Source organism: Caloramator sp. CAR-1 (genome assembly GCF_030546345.1).
In the GTDB taxonomy this organism is placed as follows: Bacteria; Bacillota; Clostridia; order Clostridiales; family Caloramatoraceae; genus Caloramator; species Caloramator australicus.
Genome location: NZ_JAUONW010000008.1, coordinates 42,434 through 64,275, shown reverse-complemented (window position 1 = coordinate 64,275; position 21,842 = coordinate 42,434). Strand labels below are relative to the sequence as shown.

Below are 21,842 nucleotides of genomic sequence, written 5' to 3'. Positions count from 1 at the left end.
GTATATTTAGTCTTCATTTTTCAATACTATTTGGTCATTATTTAAGTCAACTCTTATTTCACCTGACATAAGCTTTGGTAGAAGGGCGTCACGGAGTTGGGAAAGGTTTTGGTTTTCCATTATTATAATATATATTTGGTTTCTAATATTTTTACTTAATCTAAAATATTGATTTATTAACTCATTATCTTGCGGAAAAGCAATTGATAATCTTTTAATATATTCTTTATCAGCATGAGGTATAGCTGATCCTGTTGTATGATTTTTTATATCATTTTCATAATACTTTAGAATAAAGTATAAAATGTCATCATTAAGTTTGTTATTAATTACTTCAATTTTAGCTAAAGTAGATGCAACTATACCTTTAAATCCAAAATATATAGTTCCAGAACTTGCTCCATCCATTACCATCATGTTGTTTTTGTTCTCTACTATAACCATTTTTTCAGGATCCGCAAATAGCCTACTATTATTACTTAAAACGTCAATTGTTAAATACTCTACATATCCATCTATTTTATTCTCAATAATATTTTTAGGTTTCTTGCCTTTTACAAAAGATATATATTCTCCTAACCTCCCAACCTCCCACCCCTTTGGAATAGGTCCTAATTCACTATCAACCATTTCTCCGCCACTTGATTTATATGGCTCTCCGTTTTCATTTGGAAATTCAAAGTCTATAAACCATCGTTTAAATATAGTTTGGGCTATTTCTTCTAATACTTTGTTTATTCTGTTGTTTATTTCTATCTTTTCATCAAGGTCGGATAAGATTTTAGCTATAGCTTTTTGTTCATGGAGGGGAGGGAGTTTAATAATTATATTTTTTAAATCACTTATAGTCACATGACCTAATCCTGTAGTTTGTTTATTTGAAGCAATAGCTTTAAAATTCGGTTTTAGGTATTTAAGTAAATAATAAAAATATTTTTTATCAGCTATTCTTTCATCAACTGTTATTTTAAATATATGCTGATTTAACCATCCTTCTGGTAAATCAAACCAAAACACATCTATTGATGTATCTGGATTTCCAGACCAAGAAAAAAGCAAATCCCCTTTTTTCAGTAAAGCTGCTTCATCAAAAAACTTATTTGTATATTTTGTTTGTGGCGTAATACCATTTTTAAGCTCAGCAATCTTAATTATTGGTCTTCCCGCCTTGCTAAAATCCTTATTTTTAAAAGCTAGCCCATTCTTCCATGTTGCTAAATCATATAATATTTTACATTTCCAATCATCAGCATAATAAATAGGACTAAATAAATAATTGGTTTGAAAAGAATTATTACAACTCATACCCTAACCCCCTCAAGTTCTTCTTAATCTCTTCCTCAAGATGTCTTGATTTGGCAAATAGTTCTGCTAACTCGCTTGTTAGGTTTTCCATCTTTTCTTCAAAGTCCACTCCATCATCTACTGCTTCCTCTATGCCAACATATCTTCCTGGAGTTAGGATATATTCATGCTCACGTATCTCCTCTATTTTAACAGACTTGCAAAATCCTTTTATATCTTCATAATTGCCATTTATATTTCGCCAATTATGATATGTCTGGGCTATCTTTTTTATATCTTCATCTGAAAATTCTCTATGCCTTCTATCTACAAGTTGACCTAGCTTTCTTGCATCAATAAACAAGAATTCATGCTTCCTGCTTCTGTATTTGGGGTTGTTTCCTTTGTTTCTGTTTAATATCCAAAGGCATGCTGGAATCATTGTTGTATAAAATAATTTATCAGGCAGTGCTACTATACAATCAACAAGGTCTTCTTCAATTAAATTCTTTCTTATTTCGCCTTCATTCGAAGTATTTGAGCTTAATGAACCATTAGCAAGCACCACTCCCGCAACACCATTTGGTGCTAAATGATAAATAATATGTTGAAGCCATCCATAGTTTGCATTGCCTGCAGGAGGTATACCATATTTCCATCGTGCATCTTCTAAAAGCTTTTCTTGCCCCCACTCGCTTATGTTAAATGGAGGGTTTGCCAAAATATAATCAGCCTTCAGGTTTTTATGTAAATCATTGTGGAATGTATCAGCATTATATGGACCTAAATCACCATCTAATCCATGTATGGCAAGATTCATTCTACAAAGCTTCCATGTTGTAGGATTAAGCTCTTGACCATAAATTGATATGTCATCAATCTTACCTTGATGTTCTTCTACAAACCTTTCACTTTGAATAAACATACCACCACTGCCACAGCATGGATCGTATATTCTCCCTTTATATGGCTCAATCATTTCAACTAAAGTTTTAACAACACTAGAAGGAGTATAGAATTCTCCGCCACCTTTACCTTCCTTTTCTGCAAACTTCTTTAAGAAATATTCATATACTCTTCCTAAAATATCCTTTTGTCCATCTTGATAAAGCTTAATATTTGAAATAACATCTATTAATTCTCCAAGCCTTCTTTTATCAAGTTCTGGTCTTGCATATCTTTTATCTAATACACCTTTTAAGCTTGGATTTTCCTTTTCTATTAAAAGCATAGCATCATCTATTATTTGTCCTATCTTTGGATCTTTAGCTGAGTTCTTTATATTTTCCCATCTTGCTTCTTTTGGAACCCAGAATATATTTTCTGCTTCGTATTCATCTCTATCCTCTTCAAAACCTTCGCCTTCTTCAAGAAGCTGATTATACTTCTGTTCAAATCTGTCAGATATATATTTTAAAAACAACAGTCCTAAAACTACATGCTTATATTCTGCTGCATCCATACTACCTCTTAATATATCTGCCGCTTTCCAAAGCTGTTCTTCAAAACCTACATTTGCTGTTGACATTTTCCTGCCTCCTTAAACTAATTCTTTCAATATTTTAATATTTCTACATTAAAGTTTATTTTCCTTCAATTTTTTTAAAAAATCATAATAGGACAGGCATTCTAATCGAATACCCGCCCCAACTATTGACAAAGAGACTTTTTATTTTCCACAACACTTTTTATACTTTTTTCCACTACCACAAGGGCATAGATCATTTCTTCCAACTTTTTCTCCTATAATAACAGTTCTATTATTTTTAGTTTCATGTCCTAGTAATTTTTCTATATCAGAAATATCTTCAGTTTTATTAGGTTCAACTCCAATAATAACCTGCCAACCATTTTGATTGCAAATTTCTAAAATATAACTTGCCTTTTCTTGTGTTTTAACTCTTACAACTGCTGGTTTTTGTTTTGTTCCTAATTTAGCCATATATATACCTTATAATTTCCTTTCATCAACTTTAAGATTTTTCATTCGTGACACAGTCACTTCTGTAAATTATTTACCTAATATCTCTTCAATAATAGCCTTCATCTTTTTATTTTAAATCTTAATTTTAAATAATCCTAAGTGATTTTTAGCCATACCTCTTCATCATTAAATAGCAAAAAAAATTAATACATGAATTACAACCCCATTGGTGAATTTGATACCTAAGTACTAAACTTTTATTCTTTATTATCATGACTACTTAATCTTATATTTATAAAAAGTTCAAATACATTCGAACAGGTCATATTCATTTCCACAGTATATTAATTTTAGCCAATAACCACCCTGGTCATTTTTGACCGTGCCTTTTTATTACTAGATAGTAATGTATAATCTTTTATCCATAAATTACCTCCCATCGATAGTATTTGCTTTTATTCTATCAATGGGAGCATGGGATATCTAGGTACTTAATTTTTGACGTTTACTCTGCTAATTCCTATTTTTTATTTTTGAATATATTGGATAGCAAAAAAATAGTGCTAATAAGTAATATACTACGCAACAATGGATTTGCAGAAACTTTTACTATATCTAAAATTTTGCTTATTAAAATAATTCCACACACAAAAATCAATGATTTTAAAAACATTGTTGTTAAATTAATGTCAGTTTGAGATAGTAAAACTAACTTAAATAAGCTTATTCCAATAGAAAAGAAAATAACTGGCAAAATACGACTAAGCAATATGCTTTTATATACAAATGAAAGCTCATGTGTATATATACCTAAAACTAGAAAGAGTATTCCTATAATAACATTGTATACTTTGTTTTCTATAAAAAGTTTAATTAAATTATTCATAGTAGACTTTCTCCTTTAAATTAAGTAATAAAGAAGATATTAAATCTTCTTTATTACTATAGTATCTAGTTTTTATTTATATCTTTTAATTATATAGTACAGCGAAAGTTCTATGCCCTTTTTTCTAGCTAAATTTATTAATTGAGTTATGCTCACTCTTGCACTGAACTTATAATAATCAAATACATAAGAAATATATTGCCTCATTACTGGTAAAAAAGCACTTTGTGCCCAACCAAGACCTATTCCTATGACAGCTCCCCTAACCATTGACCAAGCTAATTCTTCTTTATTCCACTGACTAAATGGTAGATTTCTGTGAGTCCACCAGTAATCTACAAGTGAACCTGCCGCTCCCCATAAAGCTGCACCAACCCACCATGCAAGATGCCCACTTGGATCTACAAACATTACAGGATTGTTATTTGTGTAAGCATACTGATTTAAACTTCTTGGCTCATCTTCAAACCCATGGAAAGTATCCCTTGTTATAAACCTTCCAACATTTGCATCGTAGTATCTTGCCATCAAGTAGTAAAGTCCTGTTGCTTCATCATACCTGTATCCTGCATATCTTAATGGGTTAGCTGATGCCATTGCGCCTGATTGAGATACAATATTTCCATAAGCATCATAATTATACTCTGCAACAACATTACCACTTTCATCAGTTAAAGCCATAACATCTCCATGACCGTTTACATGGTAATAATAAGTTACCCCATTCTTTATAATTGTTGCTGGATTGCCTTGTGCATCATAGGTGTATTCGGCAATAATATTGTTGTTTTCATCTGTTTCATAGACTACTTTGTCCCCGCTGTAGTGGAAATAAATTGTTCCACTGGCTGTGGTCATACTTGTTCTCTTGCCTTGATGTACCCCCTAATAACAATGAAAAGTAAAAAATATTAAACTGCTTTTTAAACTCCCAATCCACTACCAAACGCAATTATTAGCAACATATTAGAAATAATATTTATAGTCAAATAAAAAATTAATGCACCAATATGCCTATTTAATCTTACACTAATAAATTTAGGATATATTCCAAATACTATCATTATAAATTCAAAAATTATCAAGATTAATTCAATGTAATTTGACATCTCTATGGTATCTACTAAAATAATATTTCTCAAATAACTTGTTAATAATTCAGCAAATGCAAAAGGTAATAATATTTCGTGGATTACCATTAAGAAACCTCCATTATCAATAAATAATTTTTTTATATGGCTTTAATAGAATGATTCATTATTGGATTATAAAGTTTAATTCCACAAGAAATCATTTTTTGATCCCATGGGTCATCAAAGTTTGAAAACACAAATTTCCAACTAGATGTCCCCGCTCTAAGTTGAGCATATCCAGCTCCTAATAGTAACACCGTTTCACTAAAACCAACAGCTGTTCCTACAAAACCATAATGAATATTACCTAAATCTGCACCAGTTACTATTTTACCCATAAATTTATAATGCCCTTTTAAAGTTTGTTTTAAATCCCATGGTTGTTTATTTGCTACTAAGTTTTTGAACCATGATAATCTTTCCCCATAGCTTAATTTTTTTGCCATATTTCTTGCATACTCAGCATTTAATTTCATATAGTTTATAAAATCTGTAGTAATATCAGTTCCTGTTTTAAAATTAGGACGTACTAAAATAGAAGCATGTCCACTAGGATCGAAATATATAACAGGATTACTATGAGAATAATTATATTGGTTCAAACTCTTTGGCTCATCTTCAAACCCATGGAAAGTATCCCTTGTTATAAACCTTCCAACATTTGCATCGTAGTATCTTGCCATCAAGTAGTAAAGTCCTGTTGCTTCATCATACCTGTATCCTGCATATCTTAATGGGTTAGCTGATGCCATTGCGCCTGATTGAGATACAATATTTCCATAAGCATCATAATTATACTCTGCAACAACATTACCACTTTCATCAGTTAAAGCCATAACATCTCCATGACCGTTTACATGGTAATAATAAGTTACCCCATTCTTTATAATTGTTGCTGGATTGCCTTGTGCATCATAGGTGTATTCGGCAATAATATTGTTGTTTTCATCTGTTTCATAGACCACTTTGTCCCTGCTGTAGTGGAAATAAGTTGTTCCACTGGCTGTGGTCATACTTGTTCTCTTACCTTCATGGTCATAAGTGAATGACGCTATGGTTTGATTTGAGGAATTCTTTACCTCTATTAGCCTGTTTTCTACATCGTAGATAAATGTCTTATTGCCATTGCTTGTGAGGTTCCCATTAGCATCATAGGTGTATACCTGACCATTGACTGACACAAGTTCATTACCATCGTTATAGGCATAATTTGTTATTGTTGTGCTTCCATTTGTTACTGTCTTCTTTGTTCTATTTCCTACTGCATCATATTCATAGGAAATTGTTGTTCCATCAAGAAGGGTTTCCTGTATCAGCTGATTTAATTCATCATATTGATAGTTTATTATCCCATTCTTTGTTGTTACACTTGTTCTGTTACCATTTTCATCATAGGTGTATTCGTATTTGTCAAGAAGTTCTCCTGTTGAGTTAAAATTTTTCAGTGCCTTCAGGCGGTTTGCATCGTCATATTCAAAGGAAGTATATGTTCCATTTGAACGCTTTATTGATATTACATTCCCCTGCTCATCATAAATAAATTTCTCAATACTTCCGCCATTTCTTGTTAAATTCACAATTTGATTTAATGAATTGTATGAATATCCATAAGATGAAGATGCTGTACCTGATGTTATTTGCAGGGATGTTAAGTTGCTGTTATTGTCATATCCATAATCAATACTATTTGAGACACCTTCCTGCTGCTTTGTAACTCTGTTATTTTTATCAAAAGTATAGGATATATTTTTACCTGTAGCTGTTTCTGTAACAGAATTTATATTTCCATTAGCATCGTATCCATAATCCCATTTCTTAATTCCATTATAATATATTTCACTTAATCGGTTAAGAGCATTATAGCTATAGGATACTGTATCTCCCTTAGGGAATATTATTTTTGTTGTATTTCCATTTTTATCGTATCCAAATTCTATAATTTGATTCAATGGATTTATAATTTTTGAAACCTTGTTAAATTCATTGTAATTATAAGTTGTTAACTTATTTCTTGCATCGGTAACAGTTGTACGATTTCCGGCATTATCATAACCATATATGGTTTCATTTAATTTTGCATCTTTTACCTTGGTTAAAAGATTTCTCTTATCATAGGTAAAGAATGTCATTTTTCCTTTGCCATCTGTAATGCCTGTTTTATTTCCAACAGCATCGTATTGGTATTGAACTATATTTCCAATAGGGTTTGTAACTTTTGTTATATAGTTTTGATTTGTATCATATTGATATCCTGTAATTGAATTACCTGTTTCAAGACGCATTGCATCAAAATAAGCTGTTCCTGCCTGATTGTAGTAATAATAATATACATCAATTGAGTTAAATGCTTTTGCAGGCTTTATCTCTGCAGCTACATGCTGCCAGCCTTCTGTTGTTTTGCTAAAGTCATTTGCAAAAACTCCTTGACTACCATCAGTATAGTTTGCAATCACTTGAAGTGCATAGTCTCCACCGCTTGGATTTGCACCTTCCTGCTTTGACCATCCTGATAGGGTAAACTTTGTATTCTGATCACCTGAAAGGTTTATACGCTGCTTGATATATTTATTTTTACCTGTTTCTCCTGTCATCTTGAATGAAGCATTTCCTACATATACGTTATCATCAGTCTGGTTAGATTTTAGATAAACTTTATCATTTACTGTTAAATTACCACTTGTCTGCCAATTAAAAGGCATATTTTGACCATCATATTTCTCAAATCCTGCATTTTCTACAAGACTATAATCACTTACTATTGTTCCCTTTTCTAACTGAATACCATCAAAGTACGCAGTGCCTGCTCCTGCATTCATCCCTACAGAAGCTGCAATTTGAGTAGTTCCTGCCGGTGCACTATCTATAACTGCAAAAACCCTTGTCCAGTCATGAGTTCCTTTTAGATAGTATCCGTAAGTGTGGCCTTTCCAAACATTATTGGCATCATAAAAATCCACCTTAATATAGGCAGAATTTGTTGTATTTACAGTTTTTATATAACCGCTTATTACATATTTTTGTCCTGTTTCATAAGGTAATTTATCGGAAGAAACTGTCACCCAGCCTGTAGGATTTGAAATACTTAAGCCTTTATTACCATATTTCGCTGTACTTGACCATGTGATTAGTGCTGTTTTACCATTTTCTATAGATGATGTCCATTTATCCGGCCAAGTAGTTCCATTTTCAAAATTTCCGTTTGATATTAGATTATCAGAAGATGAAATCATCCTTGTATCATAATCAATATTACCATTTGAAAAATATCTTGATGCTCTTGTCTGGATATTTGCATCTGTAGCTTCAAGTTGATTGTTATTATTATCGTAGGCATTTATGCTTTGATATCCATTAAAATCTGTTTGAACTACAGGATTGTTTCTTTGGTCATAAACTGTTGTTGAATTTTGTCCTTCTGGAAGCTGAACACCAGTTACATTGCCGTTAGCATCATAGGTTATAACATATGCATTTGTATCATTTACTTTATTAATATTTGGTTCAATTATTTGTGTTAAATTATTGTTATTATCATAGAAAAATGTTGTTACTGCATTATTTTGAGCATCTAATGGATTTTCTGTTATCTGAACAATATTTTTATTAGGATTGTATAAATAGTCTATTCTTTTGCCTTCACCATCTATCAGAGTTGTTACGCTATTATTAAAATCATAGGAATAACTTGTTGTGCTTGTGGTTTGCAATCCATTTATTGTTATAGGATGACTGATGTTCTTTACACTGCCAGCTTCATAAGTTATTGTTGTTGCAATATTTCTTTGGTCTATTATCGAAATTAAATTATGATTAGCATCATACCCCATAGATATCTCTTTTAATTCAGGGTCAATTATCTTTATAAGATTACCGTTGGCGTCATATTCATAACTTATTGTACGAGAGCCTGGAATATTAATACTGGAAACATATCCATTAGCTCCATAGTTAATAATTACCTCTCTTAAGGATGCATCTTTAATTAATGTCAACTTTCCATTTGTATAGAATAACTCCGTCTTATTATTGTTTGTATCTATTATGGAACTTAATTTTCCGCTTGTATTAAAATTTATTTTCGTACCATCTGCTTGTGTAATGGTATAAGTTCCATCACCATTTTTTACAAGATTTAAATATATTCCTCCATGTGCCTTATATCCTCCGCCAACCTCTTCTCCAAATATATGACGGGTTCCATCACCATCCATAAAGGTTATTGGGCCTTTGCCTGCATCAACAATCTTTGTTTCTACATTACTTGTCCATCCATAGCCAAACATACCAGAAACATCAGCTTTTCTGCTATTGTAAGTTCTTGTTATCCCTAATGGGATACCCCTTCCTAAGACAGAAAAATCACTTTGTTGAAGCACAAGATTCCCATTTGCAGGATTAACACTATCCTTAGTATAACCCCAGAAATCTTCAAGACCTATTGGATCAACCCAATAGTTAATTGTAAGTTTTGGTGTGTTGTTTCCTATATTTACAGTATTAAATGCTCTAAAAGGAGCTGTATCCTCATTTTGTTGTTTAAGCATAAGTCCATAATTTGGCTGTATGCCGTTATACCAATCTTTAACAAGCTGAGTTATATCCCACTGCCAATACTGATTTGAGGTATTATTTGTTACTGTAGCTTCTTTATTGGCTGCAATTGCAGGCTGTGTATTCCATGTAACAGAACCTGTCCAGTTGCTTGTAATACGATATAAATCAATTGAAACTGTTGTTTGATCTACTTGTGTTTGATAAGCATTAAAATTGGCACTTAATATTTTACTGTCACTTGGAAGACTTGGCAGATAAAACTGTACAAGTGAACGCATTGTTCCATAATAAGATTGATCTACCCCAGTGTACATTTTATTAAGACTTGAATATGATGAATCTTTAAAATTACTTGCGATAAAAGTATCCCTCATAACATCCCAATCATTTATCGTAGGGTCAATTGTAACGGGATACTTAGTATTTGTATCTTCAAGAAAGGTTTTGTCTGCAACTACAACTACATATGCTTTCCCATTTTCTTTTCTTAATACAAGATTTACTTTGTCTGAATATTTGTCATTTGAATCAACCATAAATGGTTTTTCAAAATACCATAATCTTTCATCTTTATTATCTGTAAAATATATAATTCCATCTTTTTCTTCAACCTTTAATCCCTTAAGTTTTATCTCAAATGTGAAAGTGTTTTTGCCTGTATAACTGTTAATAATAATATCTTCTTTAACCTTGTTTCCTTTAACAAAATACTGAATATCAGTTTCTTTATATATGTTTTTATAGCTGATTCCATTATTTTTACTAACACCATTTGCTAATTGTGCATCTATAGGTACAAGGCTGATGCATTTACCATCTTTTTCTATAGATATAATTTCTTCTGGTCCTGCTTTCTCTGAAAAGAGAACATTAAAATCATTGGCCTTATTTTCAAATTTACCAACTTTTTTATTGCTTATCTTTAGATTATTGTCTATCTCTTTCCACTGTTTATCAACAGGATCTTTGTAAAATTGAGGTTCAAGATAAATTTCTTCTGTAAAACTACCGTCAGGATTAAGATAACGAGTAGAATATTTCGTTCTCTTACTTATTAATTCCATTTTAGTTTTTGGGGCTTTATTTGGCAGTTCTCCAATATCAGCTTTGAGAGCATTTTCTTTTGGTGTCTGCTTTAATGGAGCTGCTGCTTCAACTGCAGATACACTAATTAAATTGAAAATGATTAATAAAATCAGCGTAAAAGATATTAATCTTGTGAATTTTTTGAAAGATTTTAACATATTTTTCTCCTTTCAATATTTTATTTACCATCCCTATCTAATAAGTTTACATAACTCTTAGTTCTATATTATAAAAATATTTAGTATGAATCAATGCAATACATTTGGTAAAATAGGTGCAATAAACTTATACTGGAATTTATTAAGAAAACCTTCTGTGCTATTGAAAAAAGCCAGTCAAGGCAACTCCTTCTTACTCCAACTGGCTCATCTTTAATCATTTATTCAACTACAACCTCAATCTCCGTCCCATCAAGCAAACTCACTATTATCTTCTTCCCATCTTTCTCAGTAATCCTAAAAAACATAATCACATCAAATTCTTCTACCTTCTCTGCATCAGCTAAAATCCCCATAAACTGTTTTGCCTTATATCTTACCAATACATTCTCACTTTTAAGTTCTTTCTTCCACTTTTCTATAAAATATTCCTTATTTTACACCATAGCATTAAACGTATTTACAAAGGCTTGATACAAAACCTTATCTTTTATGTGCTTGCTCTCACAGCTCTTTTTCCCCTTTACTTCATATTTTTTATTACATCTCCAAACAACCCTTCTTAACCTTTCATCTGTAGAATTCCAAACCTTCCTGCCAAAAGGGCTACCACAATGTCCGCAGATAACTCTTCCTGCAAACAGATTATCTACTGTGACATAATCAAGCATACTAATGTTATATTTTTCTGCAAAAGCTCTTCTTCTCTCTATTTCAAGCTGTACTGCGGTATGCATTTCTTTATCAATAATTGCAGGGTGGCTTTCTTCTACATAATACATTGGAACTTACCGTTGTTAACTGCTCTTTTTTGGTCAAAAAATCAACTGTATAAGTTTTTTGAAGAAGTGCATCACCTTTATATTGAAAGGCTCCCATCTTGGCAGGACTTGAATTTAGAGAAATAAAAGTTATATGTGATAAGGCTACCATTCAAAAAAGCAAAAACAGCCTCAAAGCTTAATGCTTCAAGGCTATTGTATTAAAATCATCGTTCAAATATGGTGGAGGCGAGGGGAGTTGAACCCCTGTCCGAAGGCAGTGAAACCCAGGCATCTCCGAGTGCAGTCAGTGTTTTGACATTCCCTCCATCCGACTCCCACTGACAGGATTCGGATTTCAGTAGCTTCATAGATGCCGACCTATCGCAAAGCTTAGATAGGCCCGTTCCCCACTAGTCCACGCCCTATCCCAAGCCGTGGGCCTCTTGGGTAGGACGACCGCCTTTAATTAGGCAGCTAAAGCTAAATTATCGTTTGCGTTTATTTTTAATTCCCGGTTTTTAACGTGGTTCCGAGCACCACGACTCGCTTCCCGAATTCCTCCTACCCCCGTCGAAAGCCAAGACGCCCCCATAGGAGGTCATATTATATTATAGCAAGTTTTAATATGATTTTCAATGGACTTAGTATAAATTTTTAATCTTAAATTCCTTCTCAACTTCTCTTCTTGCATCACGTTTTGCTATGTCTTCCCTCTTGTCATAAAGCTTTTTACCCTTTGCGAGGGCTAATTCAACCTTAACAAGTCCCCTTACAACGTATAATGATAAAGGTATTAAAGTATATCCCTTTTGGGAAACCAAACCTGCTAATCTTCTAATCTCTGACTTATGCATTAAAAGTTTTTTAGGGCGAAGAGGATCCCTATTGAAGATATTTCCCTTCTCATAAGGACTAATATGCATATTATAAACAAAAATCTCACCATCAACAACTTCTGCATAGCTGTCCTTTAAATTTGCTTTACCTAATTTAACGGACTTAACTTCAGTTCCAAAAAGCTCAATCCCCGCCTCATAAGTCTCCTCTATAAAATAATCATGCCTTGCCTTTCTATTTTCAGCTAAAACCTTTTTTTCGTTTTTCTTCATATCAACACCTCACATAGAACGCTAATGCTTACCCCTTTATTCATCTTATATTATAACAGCTAAATTTGTAAATGCAATAAAAAAATAGAGGCACTTTAAAGTGCCCTACTCCTCGACTAAAACAAAATCTATATTTCTACTTTCTATATCAACCCTATGAACTTTTACTTTAACTTCATCTCCCAGCCTATAAATCTTTCTTGTTTCTTCTCCAATCAATGCGTAAAGGTTTTCGTCAAATAAATAGTAATCATCCGTCATGCTATTAATATGAACTAAACCTTCAATTGTATTAGACAGTTCTACAAACATACCAAAGTGTGTCACGGAGGAAATTATACCTGTATAAATTTCCCCTATTCTTTCTGCCATATATTCTGCCTTCTTTAAATCTTCTGTTTCCCTTTCAGCTTCATCCGCCAATCTTTCCATATCACTTGACTGCTTTGCTGCCTTTTCAACAATTGCTTTTAATTTTTCTATCCTTTTTTCATCGATTTTCCCCTTTAAATATTCCTTTATTATTCTATGAATTATGAGATCCGGATATCTTCTAATTGGTGAGGTAAAATGGCAGTAATACTTTGACGCCAAACCAAAATGTCCTGAGCATTCAGGTGAGTATCGGGCCTGCTTTAATGAGCGCAAAAGAAGCATATCAACTATAGGCTGTTCCTTTTTACCCTTTGCACTCTCTAAAACTTCCTGCAGCATTTTAGGATGAATATCCTTTGCAAACTTTACCTTATAGCCTAAATTGTGAACAAATTCGTTAAAATGCATTATCTTTTCGTAATCAGGATCCTCGTGAATTCTGTAGACAAAAGGAATATTTGCCCAAAACATATGTTCTGCAATAGTTTCATTGCAAACTATCATAAACTCTTCAATTATCCTGTTTGCTATATCCCTTTCATAGGGTTTAACCTCAACTGGTTTACCTTTTTCATCAAGGATAATCTTACATTCTTCAAAGTCAAAATCCAAAGCTCCCCTTTGCATTCTTTTTCTATTTAGAATGTTACATAGCTCCTCCATTGCTTTAAAATCTTCATATAAATAATCATATCTTTTTATTAAATCCGGATCATTATCCCGCAGTATTTTTGTAACATCTGTATAAGTCATTCTTTCACATGTCTTTATAACGCTTTCGAATATTTCATAATCAACAACTTTACCATTTTGATCAATTGTCATGACGCAAGATAAAGTTAATCTATCAACCCTAGGATTCAAACTACAAACACCATTAGACAACTTTTTAGGAAGCATAGGAATAACTCTATCTACAAGATAAACACTTGTTCCTCTTTTTAATGCTTCCTTATCTAAAGGTGACTTTTCTTTAACATAATATGTAACATCTGCAATATGAACTCCAAGTTTAAATTTACCGTCAGGAAGTCTTTCAATTGATACTGCATCGTCCAAGTCCTTTGCATCTTCCCCATCTATTGTAACAATCTTTAAGTCTCTTAAATCTCTTCTTCTTTTTATTTCCTTTTCAGGTATTTCGTCTGGAATGGCATTTGCATATTCTTCAATTTCTTTAGGAAATTCCTCTGGAAGATTGTATTTTTTAATAATCGACAAGATGTCAATTCCAGGTTTATTTTTGTTACCTAATACTTCTATAATCCTTCCCTCAGGATTTCTTCTTTTTTCAGGCCATTTTGTAACCTCAGCTATAACCTTATCACCATCTTTAGCACCATTAAAGTTTGATTTTGAAATAAATATATCTTGATATATCCTTTTATCATCTGGAATAACAAAGCCAAAATAACTGTTTTTCTCAAAGGTTCCGACAACCCTTGTATTAGCTCTTTTTAAAATTTTAATAATTTCACCTTCAGCTGTTTTGGTCGGTGTTGCAGCTTTAATTATCCTTGCAACTACTCTATCATTGTGCATAGCTCCATTGATGTTTTCAGCTGGGATAAAAACATCCATTAACTTTTCATCATCAGGAATTACAAAGCCAAATCCCTTTTGGTGTCCCTGTAGTTTACCTATCACTAAGTTCATCTTTTCAGGAAGGCCATATTTTTCTTTACTTGTTTTAAAGATTAGTCCCTCTTCCTCCATCTCATCGATAATAGAGAAGAATTCTCCAATTTGTTTTCTGTCGATTTGAAATGCCTTTGCAAGCTCTTCTGCCGACATTGGCCTATAGCTTTCCCTTCTTAAAAATTCTAAAATAGATTCTTTAATTTTGCTCATGCAATCACTCCTTATAACCCCAATTCATTTGCAATTTCCTTCATAGCATCAATAGATAAGCTTAAAAACTCTTCTAAAGAAATGCCTATCTCCTCTATCGATTTTATTTGTTCTCTGTTGGCTCCCTTTGCGAAATCTTTTTTCTTCATTTTTTTAATGACTGAATCAACTGTTAAGCTTTCTAATTTTTTATCCGGCAATACAAGAGCTGATGCTATAATAAGCCCTGTAACAGGGTCAGATGCCCATAGAGCTTTATCAAGAAGGCTTACTCTTGGCAGTCCGTGAACCTCATTATGAACCTTAACGGCATAAACAAAATCATCAGGATATCCTAAATTTTGTAAAATTTCTGCTCCTATTATACTATGTTTTTCTGGAGTCTCATATGTTTCTTCATAGTCAATATCATGAACTAATCCGCATATTCCCCACTTTAACTCATCTTCCCCTAATTTCCTTGCAAGGGATTTCATTACAGCTTCAACGGCAAGCATGTGTTTTATAAGATTTTCATTTTTGACCCTTTCTCTAACCTGCAATAGAGCCAAACTTCTATCCATTATAACCCCTCCTAAGTATTTTTTGACAATTTAACTTTTTTATACATATAAAAGTTTAAATTAAAGACCTGCTTTCGCAGGTCTTTAATTATTTTATTAAGTTTAATAATATTCCACCGAATTTTGCAAACAATGGTGCAAATACAAGTGAAACAATTGTCATAAGCTTAATTAAGATATTCATCGCTGGTCCTGCAGTATCCTTAAATGGATCGCCTACAGTATCTCCAACAACAGCTGCTTTGTGGGCAAAGCTACCCTTTCCTCCATGTTCACCTGTTTCAATATATTTCTTTGCATTGTCCCATGCTCCACCGGCATTAGCCATTAGGATTGCAACTAAAACACCTGATACAAGGGCACCAGCAAGAAGTCCTCCTAACGCCTCTGCACCAAGAAGTAATCCTACTAAAAGTGGAACAACAACTGCTAAAACTCCTGGAAGAACCATTTCCTTTAAAGCAGCTGCAGTTGAAATATCAACACAAGTTTTATAATCAGGTTTTGCCTTACCTTCCATAAGCCCTGGTATGGACTTAAACTGTCTTCTAACTTCTTCAATCATGTGATTTGCTGCTTTACCAACAGCCTCCATAGCCAATGCACCAAAGAAATATGGTAAAACTCCACCAATTAAAAGTCCAACTAATGTCATTGGATTTAAAAGGTCAATTGCCTTTAATTGAACGGCCTGTGAATAGGAAGCAAACAGAGCAAGTGCTGTTAAAGCAGCAGAACCTATCGCAAAGCCTTTTCCTATTGCTGCTGTCGTATTTCCTACGGAATCAAGAGTATCAGTAATTTTTCTAACTTCCTTTGGAAGTTCTGACATTTCAGCAATTCCGCCTGCATTGTCAGCTATTGGTCCATAGGCATCAACTGCAACCGTCATACCTGTTGTTGAAAGCATACCTAAAGCAGCAAGTGAAATTCCATAAAGTCCAGCTAAAACATTTTGGCTTGAACCATATCCTCCCATTATAAAAAAGGCAAGGATAGTTGCAAAAGCAATAAATACAACAGGTAAAACAGCAGAATACATACCTACAGCTAAACCTGAAATTATTGTTGTTGCAGGCCCAGTTTCAGATTGTTTTGCAATCTTTTTAACGTGACTATAGTCTGCGGATGTATACATTTCTGTAAATTGACCAATTAAAACTCCAACTATTAAACCAGCTGTTATTGCAAAAAACGCTTTATAATCTCCAAATACAGTTTTACTTAATATAGCTGAAGCTATAATCACTAAAATACTGCTAACATAAGTTCCATTCTTAAGGGCCTTTTGTGGATTGGAATTTTCATCGCCTTTAACAAACAATGAACCGATAATTGAAGAAATAATACCTACAGCTGCTAAAATTAATGGGAATATTATCCCCTTGTTATCATTAAAAACTATAGCACCTAATGAAAGTGCAGAAATAATAGATCCTACATATGATTCAAAAAGGTCTGCACCCATACCCGCAACGTCTCCAACGTTGTCACCTACGTTGTCCGCAATAACTGCTGGATTTCTTGGGTCATCCTCAGGAATTCCAGCTTCAACTTTACCAACAAGGTCTGCACCAACATCGGCTGCCTTAGTATAGATACCTCCACCAACACGAGCAAAAAGAGCTATTGAGCTGGCACCAAGACCAAAGCCTGTAACTATGTTTGCATCTTTAAAAATCATGTAAAGTGCTCCTACTCCTAAAAGGCCAAGACCAACAACGCTCATCCCCATGACTGCGCCGCCAGAGAAGGCAATTTCAAGCGCTTTGTTTTGGCCTGTTCTTGCTGCATTAGCAGTTCTTACATTGGCCTTTGTAGCAACCTGCATTCCAAAAAATCCAGCTAAAATAGAAAATAGTGCACCAAAAATAAAACATAAAGCTGTTAACCAGTTTATAAAAAATCCAAGCACCAAAAATACAACTATAATAAATATTGATAATGACTTATATTCCCTCATTAAGAATGCCATAGCACCTTCATGTATGTAGCTAGCAATCTCCTTCATTCTGTCAGTTCCAGCATCTGCCTTTGAAATCTTATTTGATAAATAAAGAGCAAATAACAGCGCAATAACACCTGCAATTGGTGCTAAAACAATATTCATTATTGTACCCCCTTTGTGAATATTATTTGCCTGTTAAGTATACTAAAAGCATGGATGTAATAACAAAAAGAATCATGGCAAATACAGTAAGTTTTCTTAACTTACCTTCAATTGTTCTTCCTTTGTTTTTGCCAAAGAAAGTTTCAGCACCGCCTGATATTGCAGTTGATAATCCATAGGTTTTTGCAGGTTGACCTAAAACTGTAGTTATTATTATTAAACTTACAATTACATGGACAATAATAACAAATGTTTTCACCTAAAGCACCTCCTTATTAGAATCAATTCATATTTCATATTTTAACATATAAAAAAAATAAATACAATCATAATCATATATCATAATTATTTTATGTGCTATCATAAATTTTAAGCTAAAGGGCAGAGCCCTTTAGCTTATTTAGGGGTACAATAATGTTGGTTATTATCTTTTTACATTGTAGAAGGCCTTTGAACCAAGATATTCAGCAACTTCTCCAAGTTCGTCTTCGATTCTTAATAATTGGTTGTATTTTGCAACTCTATCTGTTCTTGCAGGAGCGCCTGTCTTTATTTGTCCTGCATTAACTGCAACAACAAGATCAGAAATTGTAGTATCTTCACTTTCACCAGATCTGTGGGATACAACCGCAGTATATCCAGCTCTTTCTGCCATCTTGATTGCTTCTAATGTTTCTGTTAGTGTTCCTATTTGGTTAAGCTTTATAAGGATTGAGTTAGCAACGCCCATCTTAATTCCTCTTTCAAGTCTCTTGGTATTTGTGACGAATAAGTCGTCTCCAACTAACTGAATCTTCTTACCTAATCTATCTGTTAATATCTTCCATCCATCCCAATCTTCTTCAGAAAGACCATCTTCAAGGGAAACAATTGGATATTTGTTTACTAAGTCTTCCCAGAAGGCTACCATTTCTTCTGCAGTTAATACTCTTCCTTCTCCTTCAAGGTGATACTTTCCATCTTCCTTATAAAGTTCTGTTGCAGCAGCATCAATAGCTATTGCAATTTGTTCACCTGGTTTATATCCAGCCGCCTCAATTGCTTCAATTATAACTTGAATTGCCTCTTCATTTGACTTAAGATTTGGTGCAAATCCACCCTCATCTCCTATTGCTGTGTTGTAACCCTTTTTTGATAAAGTCTTCTTTAGTGAATGATATACTTCTGCACACCATCTTAAAGCTTCTGCAAAGTTTGGTGCCCCTACAGGCATTATCATAAATTCTTGTATATCTACATTGTTGTCAGCATGCTTTCCACCGTTTAAAATGTTCATCATAGGAACTGGTAATACTTTTGCGTTAACTCCGCCTATGTATTGATATAACGGTAATCCAAGGCTTTCTGCTGCTGCTCTTGCTACTGCAAGTGATACACCTAAAATAGCATTAGCCCCTAGCTTTCCTTTATTTTCTGTTGCATCAAGTTCAATTAATGTTTTATCGATAAGAGTCTGATCAAATACGTTCATTCCTATAAGTTCTGGTGCTATTACATTGTTTACATTGTCAACAGCCTTTAATACACCTTTTCCATTGTATCTTGCCTTATCTCCATCTCTTAATTCTACAGCTTCAAATGCACCTGTTGATGCTCCTGATGGAACTATTGCTCTTCCAACAGTGCCGTCTTCAAGAACAACTTCAACTTCAACAGTTGGATTTCCTCTTGAGTCTAAAACTTCTCTCGCATAAATATCGATTATTTCTACATAGTTTTTCATTTTCATTCCCCTTTCTTATTATTTTTCTATTAAACTATTTCCTGTCATTTCTGCAGGAATTGGTAAGCCCATAAGATCTATTATTGTAGGAGCAATATCAGCTAATTTACCACCATCTTTTAACTTTATATTACCCTCTCCTACTACTATAAAAGGAACATAATTTGTAGTATGTGCTGTATAAGGTTCTCCTGTTTCATAATCGACCATAAGCTCAGCATTACCATGGTCAGCAGTTATATACGCTGCCCCACCCTTGCTTAATACCCTGTTTACAACCTTTCCAAGGCATTCATCAACAGCTTTTATTGCAGAAACTGCTGCATCATAAACTCCAGTATGACCAACCATATCTGGGTTTGCATAGTTTAATATAATAAAATCATATTTATCGCTGTCTATCATTTCTATTACTTTATCAGTTACTTCGTATGCACTCATTTCAGGCTTTAAGTCGTAGGTCGCAACCTTTGGTGAAGGAATCAATATTCTGTCTTCATCCTTATTGGGTGCTTCAACTCCTCCATTAAAGAAGAATGTAACATGGGCATATTTTTCTGTTTCTGCAATTCTTAATTGTTTTAATCCTAAATTACTTAAGTATTCTCCGAAGGTGTTTTTATATTTTTCAGGCTTATAGGCAATTTCAACATTTTCTATAGTTTTATCATATTGAGTCATGCAAACGAAAAACACTTTAAAATATTTTCTCTCAAATCCATCAAAATCAACATCTACAATAGACCTTGTTATCTGTCTTGCTCTATCTGGCCTGAAATTAAAGAATATAACTGAATCGTTTTCCTTTAATGTAGCCACCGGTTTATCTTCTTCAACGATAACTGTTGGAATCACAAATTCATCCGTTTTATTTTCTTCATAGGACTTTTCAACAGCTTCCCTTGCAGATCTTGCAATTTCACCTTCACCTTTAACTATTGCATTATAAGCAAGCTGCGTCCTCTCCCATCTTTTATCCCTATCCATAGCATAATATCTACCTGATATGGTTGCTATTTTACCTACACCTAGTTGTTTCATATAATTTTCTAATCTATCTACATAATCTAACGCACATTGAGGCGGAACATCTCTTCCATCAAGGAAGGCATGAACATAAACATTATTAAGGCCATTGTCTTTGCAAAGTTTTAATAGTGCCTCTAAATGTTCTATATGGCTATGAACTCCACCATCGGATAAAAGTCCAAAAAGGTGCATTGATGAATTATGAATTTTGCAATTTTCTATAGCCTTTAAAAAGGCTTCATTTTTAAAGAAATTTCCTTCTTCTATTTCCTTATTTATTCTTGTAAATTCTTGATATATTATTCTTCCTGCACCAATGTTTAAATGTCCTACTTCAGAATTCCCCATTTGTCCTTTTGGAAGCCCTACATCAAGGCCTGATGCACTCAATTTTGTATGGGGATATTTTTCCCAGTAAAATTTAAAATTTTTAGGATCTGCGTTATCTATTGCATTCCACTCTTTTTTTTCGTTAATTCCCCAGCCATCAAGTATAATTAATATTCTTGGCCTTTTAACCATCTTAATCCTCCTTATAGTTTACAATTGCTGCAAATTCTGTAGCGTTTAAACTTGCACCACCAACTAAGGCACCGTCTATATCGCTTTGTGCCATCTGTTCTTTTATTGTGGATGGTTTAACGCTTCCTCCATATTGTATTCTAATTTCTTCTGCTGCATCATTTCCAAAATTTTCACGGATGTAATTTCTAATAAACTTTATAACGTCATTTGCATCCTCAGCTGTGGCAGTTTTACCTGTTCCTATAGCCCATACAGGCTCATAAGCTATAACCATTTTAGCAACTTTAGCTTTATCTAAACCGTCTAAGTCCTCTTTCAATTGTTCTTTTATAACTTCATATGTTCTATTTTCTTCTCTTTCCTTTAAGGTTTCTCCAACGCAAAGTATAGGCGTTAAACCATGGACAAAAGCAGCCTTTACTTTTTTATTTATAAGCTCATCGTCTTCTTTAAATATCATTCTTCTTTCGCTATGTCCTAAGATTACATATTCTACCCCTAATTCCTTTAGCATTATAGGTGATACTTCTCCTGTAAAGGCTCCGTTTTCTTCAAAATACATGTTCTGTGCTCCGACTTTAATGTTTGTATCTTCAACCAAAGTTATAACCTGGGCTAAGGATGTAAAGGGCGGACAAACAACCACTTCACATTTTGCATCCTTTACCTTATCCCTCAGTTCTATAATAAGCTGTGCAGCTTCCCTTGCAGTTTTATTCATTTTCCAATTACCTGCAATTATTGGTCTTCTCATTATTTTTCCTCCTC

General features: G+C 33.4%; 17 protein-coding genes and 1 other RNA gene. All 18 read right to left on the bottom strand.

The window, feature by feature from the left end; genetic code table 11:
- Window positions 1-6: 6 nt before the first annotated feature.
- The 18 genes from Q3V94_RS02135 to tpiA all read right to left on the bottom strand — a co-directional run bounded on the left by Q3V94_RS02135 (window position 7) and on the right by tpiA (window position 21,828).
- Complete coding sequence (locus Q3V94_RS02135; RefSeq protein ID WP_303524873.1) at window positions 7-1,305, bottom strand: restriction endonuclease subunit S; 1,299 nt, start codon at window positions 1,303-1,305, stop codon at window positions 7-9.
- Window positions 1,295-2,812: a class I SAM-dependent DNA methyltransferase gene (locus Q3V94_RS02130; RefSeq protein ID WP_303524872.1), complete on the bottom strand. Its 1,518-nt coding sequence runs from the start codon at window positions 2,810-2,812 to the stop codon at window positions 1,295-1,297. The genes Q3V94_RS02135 and Q3V94_RS02130 overlap by 11 nt, the downstream gene beginning before the upstream one ends.
- Before the next feature lie 141 nt (window positions 2,813-2,953).
- Window positions 2,954-3,226: a PBPRA1643 family SWIM/SEC-C metal-binding motif protein gene (locus Q3V94_RS02125; protein WP_035381970.1), complete on the bottom strand. Its 273-nt coding sequence runs from the start codon at window positions 3,224-3,226 to the stop codon at window positions 2,954-2,956.
- A gap of 940 nt (window positions 3,227-4,166) precedes the next feature.
- The gene (locus Q3V94_RS02120; RefSeq protein ID WP_303524870.1) at window positions 4,167-4,952 is read right to left on the bottom strand and encodes an RHS repeat-associated core domain-containing protein; all 786 of its coding nucleotides are present in this window, start codon (window positions 4,950-4,952) and stop codon (window positions 4,167-4,169) included.
- Window positions 4,953-5,017: 65 nt separating this feature from the next.
- Window positions 5,018-5,293 (bottom strand): hypothetical protein, encoded by a 276-nt coding sequence (locus Q3V94_RS02115; protein ID WP_035382060.1) that lies wholly within the window; start codon window positions 5,291-5,293, stop codon window positions 5,018-5,020.
- 32 nt (window positions 5,294-5,325) lie between these two features.
- Window positions 5,326-11,025, bottom strand: coding sequence for a DNRLRE domain-containing protein (locus Q3V94_RS02110; RefSeq protein ID WP_303524868.1), 5,700 nt, complete (start codon window positions 11,023-11,025; stop codon window positions 5,326-5,328).
- Window positions 11,026-11,246: 221 nt separating this feature from the next.
- Window positions 11,247-11,408, bottom strand: a complete 162-nt coding sequence (locus tag Q3V94_RS02105) for a hypothetical protein (RefSeq protein WP_303524867.1) — start codon at window positions 11,406-11,408, stop codon at window positions 11,247-11,249.
- A 54-nt stretch (window positions 11,409-11,462) separates the two neighbouring features.
- A complete protein-coding gene (locus Q3V94_RS02100) occupies window positions 11,463-11,807 on the bottom strand; it encodes a recombinase zinc beta ribbon domain-containing protein (protein WP_303524866.1) in 345 nt (114 codons plus the stop codon).
- The gene (locus tag Q3V94_RS02095; protein ID WP_303524865.1) at window positions 11,770-11,958 is read right to left on the bottom strand and encodes a hypothetical protein; all 189 of its coding nucleotides are present in this window, start codon (window positions 11,956-11,958) and stop codon (window positions 11,770-11,772) included. The genes Q3V94_RS02100 and Q3V94_RS02095 overlap by 38 nt, the downstream gene beginning before the upstream one ends.
- A gap of 69 nt (window positions 11,959-12,027) precedes the next feature.
- Window positions 12,028-12,379, bottom strand: a transfer-messenger RNA (tmRNA) gene (ssrA, locus tag Q3V94_RS02090).
- A 51-nt stretch (window positions 12,380-12,430) separates the two neighbouring features.
- Window positions 12,431-12,898, bottom strand: a complete 468-nt coding sequence (gene smpB / locus Q3V94_RS02085; RefSeq protein ID WP_008908253.1) for an SsrA-binding protein SmpB — start codon at window positions 12,896-12,898, stop codon at window positions 12,431-12,433.
- Between the two features lie 105 nt (window positions 12,899-13,003).
- Window positions 13,004-15,124: a ribonuclease R gene (rnr, locus tag Q3V94_RS02080; protein ID WP_303524862.1), complete on the bottom strand. Its 2,121-nt coding sequence runs from the start codon at window positions 15,122-15,124 to the stop codon at window positions 13,004-13,006.
- Between the two features lie 11 nt (window positions 15,125-15,135).
- Window positions 15,136-15,687 (bottom strand): HDIG domain-containing metalloprotein, encoded by a 552-nt coding sequence (locus tag Q3V94_RS02075; RefSeq protein ID WP_303524861.1) that lies wholly within the window; start codon window positions 15,685-15,687, stop codon window positions 15,136-15,138.
- 88 nt (window positions 15,688-15,775) lie between these two features.
- Window positions 15,776-17,797 carry a sodium-translocating pyrophosphatase gene (locus tag Q3V94_RS02070; RefSeq protein ID WP_008908250.1) on the bottom strand — a complete coding sequence of 674 codons (2,022 nt, stop codon included), beginning with the start codon at window positions 17,795-17,797 and terminating at the stop codon, window positions 15,776-15,778.
- Between the two features lie 22 nt (window positions 17,798-17,819).
- The gene (gene secG / locus Q3V94_RS02065) at window positions 17,820-18,056 is read right to left on the bottom strand and encodes a preprotein translocase subunit SecG (protein ID WP_008908249.1); all 237 of its coding nucleotides are present in this window, start codon (window positions 18,054-18,056) and stop codon (window positions 17,820-17,822) included.
- A gap of 165 nt (window positions 18,057-18,221) precedes the next feature.
- Complete coding sequence (eno, locus tag Q3V94_RS02060; protein ID WP_008908248.1) at window positions 18,222-19,520, bottom strand: phosphopyruvate hydratase; 1,299 nt, start codon at window positions 19,518-19,520, stop codon at window positions 18,222-18,224.
- 18 nt (window positions 19,521-19,538) lie between these two features.
- A complete protein-coding gene (gpmI, locus tag Q3V94_RS02055; protein WP_008908247.1) occupies window positions 19,539-21,071 on the bottom strand; it encodes a 2,3-bisphosphoglycerate-independent phosphoglycerate mutase in 1,533 nt (510 codons plus the stop codon).
- Between the two features lies 1 nt (window position 21,072).
- Complete coding sequence (gene tpiA, locus Q3V94_RS02050; protein WP_008908246.1) at window positions 21,073-21,828, bottom strand: triose-phosphate isomerase; 756 nt, start codon at window positions 21,826-21,828, stop codon at window positions 21,073-21,075.
- Between the last annotated feature and the right edge of the window lie 14 nt (window positions 21,829-21,842).